Origin of the sequence: Pyxidicoccus xibeiensis, assembly GCF_024198175.1 — a bacterium.
Lineage (GTDB): Bacteria > Myxococcota > Myxococcia > Myxococcales > Myxococcaceae > Myxococcus > Myxococcus xibeiensis.
In genome coordinates this window covers 69,846-84,190 of sequence record NZ_JAJVKV010000008.1, presented here as the reverse complement: position 1 = coordinate 84,190, position 14,345 = coordinate 69,846, and the positions used below count along the sequence as shown (strand labels likewise).

The window sequence follows — 14,345 nt, the reverse complement described above, 5'->3', positions numbered from 1 at the left end:
ACAAAACAGACGGGAGTTTCGAATGCGTGGGAATGTGGCGCGGAGTCTCGCGCTCGCGGTGCTCTGCATGGCTTCGGGGGCACAGGCGGCAATCAGCAAGGACATCGTCGCCGGAGACCGTCGCAGCGCGGCCACGGTGCAGTCCCAGAACGCCTATGCCAGCTACGTCTCGCCGGCGGACAAGGTGTTCCACGTCAGCACCGGCGGCAGTGACTCCACCGGTGACGGCAGCGCGGCGCGGCCCTGGCACACGGTGGCACGCTCGGTTCGCGGGCTGGCCCCCGGTTCCACCGTGTACATCCACGCGGGCACCTATGACGCCACGCAGGTGGACCTGGCGTCCAGCTCGGCCCTCGACGGCACGGCGACCGCGCCCATCACCCTTCGGGGCGCGCCCGGCGAGTCCCAGCCGGTGCTGAAGAGCAATGGCTCGTCCCCCATCTTCCACCTCAACCGGCGGTACTGGATCCTGGATGGGCTGGAGCTGGATGGCCGCTATGTGCGCTCGCACGCAGTGCTCTTCCGCTCGGACCACCTGACGCTGCGCAACAGCCTGGTGCGCGACGCGTCGCTGGACGCGCTCAACGTGAAGGCCCAGCACGTCCTCATCCAGGGCAACGAGATTCGCAACACCTTCGAGCACACCGCGGGCAGCGCCCGGGGTGTCGCCTGCACCACGCACACGGACTGCTCCGCCGGCAGCTTCTGCAAGCCCGAGTACGACACGTCCAACACCCTGCGCCGCTACTGCCGCGAGCGTGACGACGGCCACGCCATCGTCGTCCTGTCCGACTCGCACTCCGTGCTGGTGAAGGGCAACGTCATCCACGACAACACGGGTGACGGCCTCCAGTGCGCCGGCCCGCTGTACGGCTACACCGCCGGCACGCGGCCCGCGGACATCACCATGGAGGACAACGACATCTTCACTAGCCCCGCGCACCAGGGCGTCGTGGAGGAGGCCACGGACATCAAGGACTGTGACTTCATCACCCTGCGCCGCGAGCGCTACCACGGCTTCCGCGCCGCCCGGCGCGCGGACGGCACGCTCAACGGAGGCGGGGCCGCCATCTTCCACTTCGATGCCCAGGGCATCCGCGTGGAGGACTCGGAGATCTCCGACTCCTGCATGGGCCTGGGCCTGGGCAACAGCGCCAGCGACCCGCTGGCCAACGTCGTCATCGCCCGCACCCGCTTCCACCACTTCTACACGGGCGAGAAGGGCTGCGGCACCAACAGCACCTCGGGCACGGCGCTCTACGTGCAGAAGCTCACTGGCGGCGACTTCTTCCACAACACCATCTCCCAGGCGGGCCGCACGGCGATGCTCGTCTCGGCCGCCGGGTGGACGGTGCGCAACGTGGACTTCTGGAACAACATCGTCTCGCTGTCGGCGCCCGGCTCGCGTTGGCTGGTGACGGATGGCGCCTACCTCGTGGACTTCGAGTCGGACGGCAACCTCTTCTCCCACGCGGACGGCTCCGCTTCGCACTTCACCTGCAGCTTCAGCCAGGGCACGAAGGACCTGACCGGCTGGCGCAGCAGCTCCTGCGCCATCGGCGGCCTGACGATGCGCGACCCCTCCAGCTCGGTGGCGGCCGCGGCCTTCACGCAGGAGGCGGCCGGTGACCTGACGCTGCAGGAGGCCTCCCCAGCGGTGGACACCGCGATGAACAACACGGGCGCCACGTTCTGCGGCGGCATGCCGGACAAGGGCGCCATGGAGCGCTGCGCCTCGGGAGGTGGGACGGACGGTGGCACCCCGCCTCCGGCGAGCGGTGAGCTGCTCTGGCAGCAGCAGCTGGGCACGCCCGCGGACGAGTACGGCTACGCGGTGACGGCGGACCCGAACGGCGGCGTCTACGTGACGGGGTACTCGACGGGCGCGCTCGACTTCGACAACCAGGGCGGCCGGGATGCGGTGGTGCGGCACTACACCGCGTCGGGGACGCGGGACTGGGGCCGGCAGCTGGGCGCCGCGGGCGACGACCACGCCTACGGTGTGGCGGCGACGGCCTCGGCGGTCGTCATCGGTGGCCACGCCAGCAGCGGCCTGGGAGGTGAGGCGTACGTGGGCGGCACCTTCGACGGCTTCGTCGCGAAGTACAACACCCTCGGGACGCGCGAGTGGGTGCGCATGCTGGGCACGGCCGCCGAGGACTCGGTGCGGGCGGCCGCCACGGACGGCACGGACTTCCTCGTCGCGGGCTACACGGCCGGGTCGCTCCAGGCCACCAACGCCGGGCTGAAGGATGCCTTCGTCGCGAAGTACAGCGCCGCGGGCGCGCTGCTGTGGGTGCGCATGCTGGGGACGTCCGCGGACGACCTGGCCCACGGCGTGGCCGCGGACTCCAGTGGCAACGTGTACGTGGCCGGCGTCACCAGCGGCGCGATGCAGGGCAATGCCTCCAGCGGTGGACAGGACGTCTTCGTCGCGAAGTACAGCGCCCAGGGCACGCTGACGTGGGTGCGCCAGTGGGGCAGCGCCGGGAGCGACGTCGCGCAGGACGTGGAGGTGGACAGCACGGGCGCCATCATCGTGGGTGGGACGACGACCGGCACGCTGGGGTCCGACAACCAGGGCGGCACGGATGCATTCGTGTCGCGCTGGACGAGCGCGGGCGTCCGCGAGTGGGCCCGCCAGGTCGGCACCGCCGCGGATGAGTCCGGCTACGGCGTGGCCACGGATGCCAACGGCACCGTGTACCTGGCAGGCTCGAGCACCGGCTCGCTCGTCACCGGCTATGCGGGCGGCTACGACGGCTTCCTCGTCCGCTACGGCAGCGATGGCACCCGCGGCTGGACACGGCACCTGGGCTCCGCCGCGGACGAGGTGGTCCTGGGCGCGGCGTCACGTGCTGGAAACGGCGTGTACCTCGTGGGCGGTACCATGGGCACCCTGCCCGGCCAGTCGAGCCTGGGCGGCAAGGACATCATCCTGTCCCGCTTCGCCCCGTGAGCCACACGCGGCCGGCCTGACGGCGGACATGTCGAGCGCGGGGGCCCACGTTCCTCGGGGACGTGGGCCCTCTCCATTTCAGTCGAAGAGCCGCGGGCCTCTCTCCGCGGGCTATGCTCGACGGCACATGGCCCCTTCCCCTCCCGCAAACGACCCAGGAGCGCAGGCACCCGCGTCGCGTGAAGGCTATTCGCGGCGCGTCGGCCTCTTCTCGGGGGTGATGCTCGTCATCGGCGGCATCATCGGCTCGGGCATCTTCCTCAACCCCGCCATCGTCGCGCAGCGGGTGCACACGCCCGGGCTGACGCTGGGCGTGTGGCTGCTCGGGGGCGTGGTGGCGCTCATCGGCGCCTTCGTCTACGGCGAGCTGGGGCAGCGCTTTCCCAAGGCCGGCGGCAGCTACGTCTACCTGCGCGACGCCTTCGGCCCGCTGCCGGCGTTCCTCAACGCCTGGGGCATGATGCTGATGATTGCCACCGGCGCCATCGCGGCCGTGGCGGTGACCTTCGCCAACTACACCCTCGCGTTGACGGGCCTGTCGGCCGACTACCGGCTCCCGCTCGCCGTGGGCGCCATCGTCCTGCTCTCCGGGGTGAACTACTTCGGCGTGCGGCCCGGAGCCCTCACGCAGAACGTCTTCACCGTGCTCAAGCTGGTGGCCCTCGCGGTGCTCATCGGCGCCGGACTGTTCCTCGCAGGGGCGTCGCCCGCGGTGGTGGAAGACGCCGTCCCGGCAGCGCCCGACTCCATCGTGCTCGCCATTGGCGCGGCGCTCGTCCCGGTCCTCTTCAGCTACGGCGGATGGCAGCAGACGAACTTCGTGGCCGAGGAGATGGTCAACCCCGAGCGCAACCTGCCTCGCGCCCTCCTCCTCGGCGTCATCGGCGTGGTGACGGTGTACCTGCTCGCGAACCTCACCTACCTGCGCACGCTCGGCGCCGGGGGGCTCGCGGCGAGCAGTGCGCCCGCGGCGGATGCACTCGGCCACCTGCTCGGGCCGGCGGGCCGCTCGTTCATCACCGCAGGCGTGGCCATCTCCACCTTCGGCTTCCTCAACCTCGTCATCCTCGTCTCGCCCCGCGTCTACCAGGCCATGGCCGCGGACGGGCTGTTCTTTCCCCAGCTCGCCCGGCTGCACCCCCGCTACCGCACGCCCACGGCGGCCATCCTCTTCCAGGCCGTGTGGGCCATCCTCCTCACCTTCACGGGGACGTACGGCGAGCTGCTCGACTACGTCGTCTTCGCCGACTGGCTCGTCTTCGGCGCCACCGCCGCGACGCTCTTCGTGTACCGCGCCCGTGAGAACAAGGGACTGGTGCCCCGCGCGGCCTACCGGGTGCCCGGCTATCCCATCACCCCGCTCCTCTTCATCGCCGCCGCCCTCTACGTCGTGCTGGGCTCGACGGCCTCCAATCCCCTCAACGCGCTCAAGGGCACCCTGCTGCTCGGGGCGGGTGTCCCCGTGTTCCTCTACTGGCGTCGGCGCAGGGAGCGGGCCGGAGCCACGGGCGTGCAGGTCGTGGGCGAGCAGTGACCCATGCGGCGGGCAGCTCGGGTCCACCGCCCCATGCACCTCATGCACGGACTGAGGTAGAAATCCGGACGCCGTGCCGGCAACGCGCCGCACGCCTCCGGAGTCCCGTTCATGCACAAACGCTTCGTCCTACCCGCGCTCTGCCTCGCGTTCGCGAGCCCGGCCCGGGCCCAGGGCATCACTCACGAGTACACCGAGCTGTCGACCTGTACCCGCCCTCCCTCGGAGGATGCGGACGAGGCACCGGAAGGCTCGGACGCGCCCATCTACTGCCTGGGCCCCGGCGGCACCTACACCCTGTCGGAGTCCTATAGCGCGTACGACATCCAGCGGGACGTCTCGCTGACCGATGACGCCGCTCGCTTCTCGGTGGACCTGCGTCCGAAGGCGGAGTGCCCGGTGGCCCGCTACGGCCCCAAGCTGGAGTGGCGACTGAAGGATGGCAAGCCCTTCGCCGTCATCCAGCGCGTGACGTGCTACGCCCTGGACGAGGCGCTGTACGCGCCAGGCAAGCGCCTCGGCGAGTACCTGGTGGTGAAGGGCCTCAAGGGCTACGAGTCGATTGACGGCGAGGTGCCCGTGAAGACGAAGGGCGCAAACGACAAGGCGCGCGCCATCGCGGATGAAGGGCTCCAGAAGCGCTGAGGCCTCCGTCGGAGCCAGGCGCCCCACTGCACCGGGACGCCTGGAACGGGCGACGACCTACGCCTCCTGGTTCAACAGGCTCATCGACGGACGCTCGAGCCTGCGCCGCAGCTCCTCGGTGGTGACGGACGGAGTGCCCTCCGGCCCCACCAGCGTGCGTCCATCCGCCGCATAGAGCGCCGGGCGCGAGTACAGCATCCGCAACGCCTTGAGGTGCGGATAGACGATGGACGCCTCGGGATTCAGCGTGCGCAGGTGCTCACGCAGGAGCGGGGCGAACCTCGGGCTCATCGCCGGGAAGATGTGATGCTCCTGGTGGTAGCTGAAGTTCCAGTGAATCAGGTCCATCACCGGATGCGTCGTCACGCTGGCCGTGTTCACGAAGGGGTTGTCCACCGTCTCCGACGCCGGCTGCAGCCAGTGGTTGGTGGCGATGTAGATCATCAGCGTGATGTTGCCGAACACGTGCGGGAGGATGAGCGCGTAGAGCGCCCCCCTCGGCCCCATGGCCCAGCCCAGCGCCCCCCAGCCGAGCGCCAGGAGCACCGTGAGGACGCGCTCCCGGACGCGGTTCATGCGCACCTGCTTGAACTGGGGCTGGCCGCTGTAGAACCAGAGGAAGGCCTGTCCCTGGGCGGTGAAGAAGAACGTGAAGCTCAGGTAGCTGAGCCACGAGCCCGACCCCGCGGACAGGAAGTGGATGACCCTCGCGAACCACTGCGTGCGCCACTCGTGCTGGCGCGGGAGGATGTCCGGGTCCCTCACGTGGATGTTCGCCGCGCTGTGGTGGGCCTGGACGTGCCACGCCCGCCAGGTGCCCGGAGTCACCAGGAACGGACTGAACCCGACCCACCCGAGGACGTCCTCGAGCGCCTTGCTGCGGAACACGGAGTGGTGCAGCGCCTCGTGGGCAGCGAAGCCGACGGTGATGAGCATCTGCCCGAGCGTGAACGAGATGAGGAGGCAGGCCCACCAGGGCAGGCGCCCGCTCGCCACTGCCCACACCAGGGCCATCATCACGGGCACGAGCGCCAGCGCGATGACGCCCCGGTGGGGCTGATGCTTGAACGCCTCCGGAGGCATCGCGCGTCGCAGCTCGGAGCGGAGCCGCCGGAAGTCGTCGACCGGGATGGGAGCTGTCGGAACGGTAGAGGAGGTCATGGGATTCCTCAGGCCATGGGGCGGGCAAGGCCGCCTTCGATGAGCATCCGGAGCCGCCCCGCGTCGTCGATGGCCGCGACGCTGCCGCACTGGACCAGGTCCCCATCCACACGTGGCGCGAGCGAGCGCAGGGACAGGTGGAACCGCTCCCCACCCTTCCCTTCCACCAGGCCCCGGTCGAACGTGGCCCGCTGGAGCTGGAGCGGGGCGAACACCGCGCTCGACACCCCGTCCGCGTGCATCGCGCTCAGCCGCCAGGCCGCGTCCAGGACCAGCGCGGGGACACTGCGCCCCGCCTCCCGCGGCGCCGCCGGCAGGCCGAGCCTCGCGAACCGGGCCGTCGGCTCGAGCCGGATCTCCTCCAGGCAGTCGAACATCTTGCGCAGCTCGATGGGCGTCCCGGCGGCGCAGTAGGGGTCACTCACGCTCAGCCCCTGCCCCGTAGGCTTCGCGGCATCGAGCTGTGGCGTGTTCCTGGGAGGCTCCGCCGTCAACGTGAAGCGCGCCTCGGCGTAGAGGACGTCCCGCTCGAGCACCACCCCGGAGGCATGGACGATGTCTCCGGTCAGCCGGACCTGCACGCAGTAACGCCCGGGCTCGTCGGCCAGCGGGGTGCACTCGGCGCGCAGGGCCTGCTGTCCTCCCGGCTTGACGCGGATGAAGCGGGTGAAGCGCACATCCTCGATGGTGACGGTGCGCAGCTCCGGCCGCCCATCCCCCAGCGCCGCCTGCAGCATCAGGTCCAGCGCCCAGGCCCCGGGCAGCGTGGGTGTGCCCCGGACGAGGTGGTCCTCCAGGCAGGGGACGCTCGTCGCATCCACCACCAGCTCATGCCGCACCGGCCCGGACAGGCTCGGCCTCGGCGCCTCCGCGGGCAGCAGCTCCAGGCCGTAGAACGAGCGCTCGCTCTCGGTGAGCTGCACGTTGATGGCTTCGCGCGGCCGGCCGTCGACGAGCTGGAGGAACAGCGCCTCCCCCTCCTCGGCGCGGATTCCGCGAAGCTGGCGGCTGGCGCCGAGCACGCGGTACTCCGAGCCCCGCGTCATCCCGATGCCGTCCCAGGCCAGCCATCCCACGCTGCACCAGCGGACCTCCTGGCTGGCATCGCTGACCCAGGCGCAGAGCCGGTCCAGCGCCTCGTTGGCCGCGCCGTAGTCCGCCTGCCCGTCATTGCCAATGAAGCTGAACGCGGAGGTGAGGACGTGGAACGGGACTGGCTTTCCGAAGTGGCTCGCGCAGGCCTCGCGAAGGTTGCGGAGCCCGAGCAGCTTGGTGTCCAGGTTCGTCCGCAGCTCGGCGAGGCGACGACGGTTGAGCTTCTTCGACGTCTGCGTGCCGGCGCCGTGGACCACCAGGTCCAGGCGCCCATGCGCGTGGGCGAGCTCCCGCACCACCCGCTCCACCTCCTCGGGCCGGGTCACATCAGCCGTCCGGTAGACCATCTGACCTGGAAGCCGTGCCAGCCCCTCGAGCGTGGCTTTCAGCTCGCGTGCCGCGAGGTACCGCTCGAAGCGCTTGCGCAGCTCGGGCAGTCGGGCAGCGCGGTTGCTGGCCAGCTCGGTGGCGTAGAACTCCCGCTCCACGCCCGCGAGGTCCTCGTCGCGCGCCTGGAGCACGCGCTCGGGGGCTTCGCCCGGATCACTCCGGCCGACGAGCACCACCTTGCACCCGTACCGCTTCAGCAGCGCTCCGGCCAGCACGGCCGTCACGCCGCGTCCCCCACCCGTGAGCAGGACCACCGACCGCGAGTCCAGGGTGGGCGTCGTAGTGTCGGCCGTGACGTTCGTCGGCCGCAGGCGCCGGACGCAGCGCCGGTTGCCATCGAAGCAGACCTCCACCGATGGCCCCCCCTCCTCTTCGGACCCGAGCTCCGTGGCGACGAGCACGAGCGCCTCCGGGAGGGAGCGCGGCGACGTCGAGATGGCCCGGACGTTCCGGGCGGGAACCTCGCGGCCGATGGACTTGAGCATCCCCGCGAACAGCCCTGTCATGGGGTGCAGCGTCCTCCGAGGGCCGACACCGCCGATGCACAGGCTCGCCAGCTCGACGTCGCCCGAGACCAGGCGCTCGTAGTTCCGCCGCGCGGCGAGGAAGAGCAGCTCCAGCCCCTCGTGGCGCAGGGCCGTGTCGGCAATCACCTCGGCCTCCCCTGAGCCCTGCGCCAACCGGCAGACGGAGAGGATGACCTGTGGCTCGAAGCCGAGGGCGTCGAAGCCGGCCTCCGCCGTCTCCTCACGCGAGAGGTCGATACCACGCAGCTTCCCTCCAGCGCTGGAGGGCCCCGCGTGGAGGATGAGGTGCTCCGGCCCACACAGCCGGTCCGCCTGGGCCGCGAGCTCACGGGCCATCGGCTCGTCCTGCGCGATGAGCAGCACGCGCCGGCCGCGGAGTCCCGCATGCCGGACGGACCGGGCAGGACGCTCGACGAGCACGGGCGCGTGGTAGTGGATGGGCGCCGCATGGTCGAAGCCTCCGGACGCCTCCGGTGCGGGCGGCGACGCCTGGACCTCGACGGGTCTCACGGCCCCTGTGGGCACGAGCTGGACCTCCAGTCGGGTCCCGGTCGCGGCATCCGGATGGAACCGCAGCGTGGAGGCATGCCCTTCCGACGCGGCCATCACCGCTCGGAGCACCTCCACGCTCTCGCCAGCCGAGTGCGGAGGGAGGTCGCGGCTCGGCCCGGCGCTCCCAGCACCCTCGACCGACATGCGGAGCTGGCACAGGGGCTTCAGGCCCAGCTGCTCGGCCTTCGCGGCGGTGGTGACCGCCAGCATCGCCACCCCCTCGGCCGGAAGGGACGAACCCGCCCCTTCACCCGGCCGACGGACGTGCGTGCTGCCCACGAGCACCAGCTCGAACCCACTCGCCAGCACGCCGCGCGCGGCCCGGAGCGCCGCGGCCAGCGACGCTGCCCCCGCGTCGACCACGAAGTTGGGGCCCTTGACGTCGAGCGCCCCCGCGATGCGTCCGGGCGTGACGTTGGGCATCATCCCCTGGAGCGTGTACGGGCCGGAGGGCCGGAGCGCCTCCATCACCGCCGCGTAAAGACGGTCCGCCAGCGGGAGCAGCGTGCCGGCCTCGGGAGCGCGCTGGGCGAGCTCGCGAAGCCGGCGCCTCGTGGAGCCGGCCAGCACGCGCTGGGTGGCCTCCACGCCGCGGCGGGTCTTCCCCTCGAGCCCCAGGATGATGGCCGTCCCCGAGCGCAGCTTGTCGAAGCCACCGAGCTTCTGCACGAGCGAGCTGGCGACGACCAGACCGAGCGTCTGCGTCGGGTCCATGTCCTCCGCGATGTCCGGCAGCAGGCGCACCGAGGACGGCAGGTGGATGGCGCCGTCATCGAAGCGCGCACCGAACGCCGTCGGCACTCCCGCCACGGGAACACCTCGCGCGTCCGGGAACAGCCCCTCCGCGGCCACCACCACGAGCTCAGCTTGGGAAGGAGGCACCAGGGGGCGCGGCGCGGACCGTCCGCCCCGGTACTCCTCGAGGACCAGGTGCGCGTTGGTGCCCCCGAAGCCGAAGCCACTCGTGGCGGCACGGCGAGGCCAGGCTCCATTCTCCGGCCAGGGCTGCTCGTGCGTGCTCACCTCGAAGTTCGACCCGAGCGCGCGCAGTTCGGCCCCGGGCCGGTCGAAGTTGGACTGCCGGGGGAAGAGCCCGTGTTCGAGCGCCTTGCACAGCTTGATGACCGAGGCGGCGCCCGCCGCCCAACCCGTGTGGCCAATCAAGGCCTTGACGCTGGCGAGCTGGATACCACTGCGCTGGCCGCCGAAGACCCGCGCAATGGACTTGAGCTCGGTGGCATCCCCGGCCGGCGTGGCCGTCCCGTGGGCCTCGATGTACTGGATGCTGGAGGGCTCGACGTGGGACGCCGCGTAGCACGCCTCCATCGCGGCCACCTGCCCGTCCGAGCGCGGCACGTTGGCCGAGCTGCTCCGCCCATCACTGGAGAGCCCTGCCCCCCGGACGATGGCGTGGACCCGCAGACCGGACGCCACCGCGTCCGACAGGCGCATCAGGCCGACCACGCCCGCGCCCTCGCCGAAGATGACGCCGTCCGCCCGCTCGTCGAAGGGCCGGCTCCCATTGGCGGACAGGCCCTTGAACTGCGAGAAGAGACAGCTGTTGCCGGGCCCCGGTGAGAAGACGCCTCCCGCCAGGACCAGGTCGGCCTCTCCGGCTTCGAGTGCCTTCATGCCCAGCGCCATGGCGTAGAGGGAGGAGGCACAAGCGGCGTCCAGCAGCATCGTGGAGACGCCACGTCCGACCACCTCCGTCACCACGGCCTGGAGCGTCCGGTGCGGGGCCAGCTCGGAGGACCCGGCCTCCACACCGAAGACCGCCCGTCCCGCGCGAGCAAGGGCGGCGAGGTCCGAAGCCTTCTCCCCCCGCTCACGCAGCAGGGCTTCCCCTGCCTCCAGGCACAGCGCGGCGTCGTACTCGGCGGAGCCATCCGCCGTGGAGCCCAGCAGGCACTGGATGCGCCCGGACACGCGGGCCGGCGCCGTCTCCAGGCCGCCCAGGGCCTGCGAGAGCGCGATGGCCAGCAGCTTCTGCTCCCGGACGTAGCGCTGGAACCGGAGGGGGTCCATCCCGGCCGGAGGCACCAGGTCCGCATCCCGCACGTACCCCGTCAGCAGCGTATAGGTACGGTCCGGCGTGCCCGCCGGTCCCGCGAAGTCCGCCACCAGCTCCGGGTGGAGCTGCCCCTGGTCCACGATGCCGCTGATGCCCTGCCGGATGTTCTGCCAGTACGTCTCCGGGTCCGTGGCTCCGCCCGGCAGGATGCAGCCGAGGGACACCACCGCAATCGCGGAGTCCGCGGCCTGCTCCGCGGCTTGCACCGTCACCGGTGCATCGGCCGGAAGCGTCGCGCCAACGCCGGTCACCTCGACGGGCGCGTCGGAAGGAAGGATGCGCTGGACGATGCGCGACAGCCGCCCGTCCGTCCCGCAGTCCACGAAGCGGGTGCAGCCCGCGCGCACCAGCGTCTCCACCGCGCCCAGGAAGTCGAAGGGCCGAACCAGGTGGGAGGCCAGTGCGTCCGCCAGCTCGGCATGCCCACCGCGATACACGCGCCGCTCGATGGGCGAGTAGATGGGCCCCTGGGGCGGACGCATGGGTACCCCGGCCAGCGTGGCACGAAACGCCCCCACCGCCGGCGCGAGGCTCTGGTGGTGGAAGGGGTAGCGGCTGGGGACGAAGGTGAACCCCTGCCCCCGGCTCGCGAGGAGGTCCCGAAGCCGCTCCAGCTCCGCGCGCGGGCCCGCGACCACCGTCTGCCGGGCATGGTTGCGGCCGGCAAGCTCGAGGCTCCGGGTGCCGGAGTCCGCGATGGCCCGCAAGGTCTCCGCCTCGTCGAGCGCGACGGCCGCGAGCGTCCCCAGGTCCTCCGAGACCGTCCGCAGCGCCCGGATGCGCTGGCAGACCACCTCCGCTCCCGTCGCCAGGTCCAGCGCTCCGGCCGCCGTCATCGCGGCAATCTCCCCGAAGCTGTGCCCCACGTACACGTCCGGCCCCGTGCCCTGCCGGCGCAGCCACCGCGCCCCCAGCACCCCGGACAGGAAGATGCCGAGCTGGTCGAGCTGCGGTGCCTGCTCGAGCGCGCCCCTGACCGCGACCGCGTCACTGGCCGCGAGCAACGGCGTCACGTCGAGCCCGTTCGCTCGGCAGGCCTCCGCGACCGCCGCCAGCTCCTCGCGCAGCTCCGGCTGCAGCGCCTTCAGCCGGACGAACAGCTCCGGCTCGAACGTCCCCTGCCCCGCGAAGAGGAAGGCCGTGGATCCGGGCTTCAGCTGCGGCTCGGACGTGGCCTTCGCCGGGTGGGCAGGAGCCGCCACGGGCGACGTGTCCACCAGCCGGGAGGCACCGAGCGACGCGGGGTCCGCCAGCAGCGACTTCGCCAGCGCCCGGATGGACTCCGGGAACAGCTCGTTGAGGGCCGCGCCCCCGAGCAGCGCGCGGTCCTTGAAGCTCCGCGAGGCCTCGGCCTCGTTGATGTTCGTCATCGCCTCGAAGCAGCGCCCGAAGGAGTCGGGGAACGCTCGGAGCTTGCCCTGTGCCTTGTCCGCGCACAGGACGGTCTGGAACCCACAGGCCACCGGGGTGCCATCACTCTTCAGGGTCCGGAAGCAGAAGCGCACCGACACCTCGCCCCGCTCCTCGACGGAGGTCAGCACCACGAGCCGGTCGCCCAGGACGGCCGGGGCCAGGTTGCGCGAGTAGCCCTCGTACGTGAGCAGCAGCACCTGCTCGAAGTCCCGCCGGAGCTCCGGCACCTCGAAGAAGTACGGACTGAAGAGCAGGTGCTCCCGGCCCGCGCACTGGAACTTGAAGTTGGTGAGGAAGTGATGGCTCCCGTACGCCATCGTGTCATCGAAGTGGATGTCATACGGGACAGCGAAGAAGCCCATGGTGGTGTCTCCGGGAGAAGGCTCAGGAATCGAGGGCGAGCAGCGCTCGCACTTCGTGTCCGTTGGTGTGATGACGGCTCGGGCGAGGCTCGGTGGCGACAGGCAGCAGCCCGTCCACCGTTCCCGACAGCCCGGCATCCACCACCCAGATGGCGCCATTCACCCGCTGCGTCTTCGACCCCAGCAGGAGCTCCGTCACGTCCGCCACATCGTCGGCGGTGCACAGCTGCCGCCCCGGCGTGGCCGCCTCCCAGCGCGCGACACGCGCGGCCGCGTCCGGGAACATCCCGAGCAGCTCCCCGTGTACCGGGCCCGCGGACACGCAGTTGGTCCGGATGCCCTCGGGAGCCAGCTCCGCGGCCAGGTAGCGCGTGAGCGACTCGACGGCCGCCTTCACCACCCCCTGGCAGCCCAGGTCATGCATGTACCGCTGAGACATCGAGGTGGACATCGTGACGATGCTGCCGCCACCGCGCCGGGCCATCAGCGGCCTCGCGCGCATCGCGCACTCGTAGGAGCCGGTGATGCAGGTGCGGAACGCCTTGTCCCAGTCGCGCGGAGTAATCCGGTCGAAGGGGCCGATGAGCCCGTTGGACGCGTTGCACACCAGGAAGTCGAGCCCCCCGAGCTGCGCGTCGATGGCGGAGAACATCCGCTCCAGGTGCTCCTCCTGCGCGACGGAGCCCCACACGTGGAGTGCCTTCCCGCCCGCGGCGAGAATCTCCTGTGTCGTCCGCTCCCCCTCCTCACGCGAGTGGAACGAGTTCACCACCACCGTCGCCCCGGCACGGGCGAGGCGGGTCGCGATGACCTTGCCGATGCCCTTCCCCGACCCCGTCACGAGCGCAATCTTCCCCGCGAAGGGCAGGTCCGCCCGAGGAACGCCGGGAGCCGGCGACGGGCGCACGGCCGCGGGTACGGCCACCACCGGGGCTGCCGAAGCCACCGGCGCGGGCAGCGAGACTCGGGCGGCCTCACAGATGGCGGCGATGGTCCGCAGTCGCCGGGACGGCGTCGGCCCCGTGACGAGCCCCAGCTCCTTCACGAGCACCGCCAGCACCTCGGCCTGCTTCACCGAGTCGATGCCCAGCTCGTCCTCCAGGTCCGCCTCCAGGGTCAGCAGCTCCTCGGGGTAGCGGGTCACCCGCGCGAACACCGCGCGCACCCGGGCCTCGAGGTCCACCACGGCCACCGGGCCCGGCGATGCCACGGGCGCGGGAGCCGGAGCTGGAGCTGGCTTTGCGACGACCACCACCGGAGTGGAGTCGGCAAGGACGCGTGTCACCACCTCCGCGATGGCGCCGAGCGTCCGCGCCTTCCCGGCCTTCGGCAGCTGCTCGGGGGGAAGCTTGAACTCGCGTGCCACCACGGCGGCAATCTCCGCGAGCTTCACCGAGTCGATGCCGAGCTCGTCCTCGAGCTGTGCATCGGCGGTGAGGATGTCGAGCGGATACCTCGTGACAGAGGCAGCACAGCTGCGAACCCGCTCCAAGATGTTCGTCGCCCCGGGGGCGCCCTGCTGAGATGGATGAGTGGACATCGCGACCCTTCGTGCTCCAGACCTGCGCGGTGGTGAGGCCGCGCAATCTGCATCCGGGGTCTGACACTGCTCGTTCGTACAGGTCGCGCACAT

6 protein-coding genes are annotated in these 14,345 nt (G+C 71.2%); 3 read left to right on the top strand and 3 right to left on the bottom strand.

Annotated elements, in window-relative coordinates; all coding sequences use genetic code 11:
* The first annotated feature begins 22 nt into the window (after nucleotides 1–22).
* The 3 genes from LXT23_RS31535 to LXT23_RS31525 all read left to right on the top strand — a co-directional run bounded on the left by LXT23_RS31535 (nucleotide 23) and on the right by LXT23_RS31525 (nucleotide 5,138).
* A complete protein-coding gene (locus tag LXT23_RS31535) occupies nucleotides 23–2,959 on the top strand; it encodes an SBBP repeat-containing protein (protein WP_253984079.1) in 2,937 nt (978 codons plus the stop codon).
* A gap of 127 nt (nucleotides 2,960–3,086) precedes the next feature.
* Entirely contained in the window at nucleotides 3,087–4,493 is a 1,407-nt protein-coding gene (locus tag LXT23_RS31530; RefSeq protein ID WP_253984078.1) for an APC family permease, read from the top strand.
* A 111-nt stretch (nucleotides 4,494–4,604) separates the two neighbouring features.
* Complete coding sequence (locus LXT23_RS31525; RefSeq protein WP_253984077.1) at nucleotides 4,605–5,138, top strand: hypothetical protein; 534 nt, start codon at nucleotides 4,605–4,607, stop codon at nucleotides 5,136–5,138.
* 57 nt (nucleotides 5,139–5,195) lie between these two features.
* Here the strand turns inward: LXT23_RS31525 and LXT23_RS31520 are convergent, their stop codons facing one another.
* From LXT23_RS31520 to LXT23_RS31510, 3 genes are read right to left on the bottom strand one after another with little or no spacing between them, the layout of a single operon-like run.
* Nucleotides 5,196–6,299, bottom strand: a complete 1,104-nt coding sequence (locus LXT23_RS31520; RefSeq protein ID WP_253984076.1) for a fatty acid desaturase family protein — start codon at nucleotides 6,297–6,299, stop codon at nucleotides 5,196–5,198.
* A gap of 8 nt (nucleotides 6,300–6,307) precedes the next feature.
* Nucleotides 6,308–12,712 carry a type I polyketide synthase gene (locus LXT23_RS31515; protein WP_253984075.1) on the bottom strand — a complete coding sequence of 2,135 codons (6,405 nt, stop codon included), beginning with the start codon at nucleotides 12,710–12,712 and terminating at the stop codon, nucleotides 6,308–6,310.
* A gap of 22 nt (nucleotides 12,713–12,734) precedes the next feature.
* Nucleotides 12,735–14,252, bottom strand: a complete 1,518-nt coding sequence (locus tag LXT23_RS31510) for an SDR family oxidoreductase (protein WP_253984074.1) — start codon at nucleotides 14,250–14,252, stop codon at nucleotides 12,735–12,737.
* Nucleotides 14,253–14,345 lie beyond the last annotated feature (93 nt).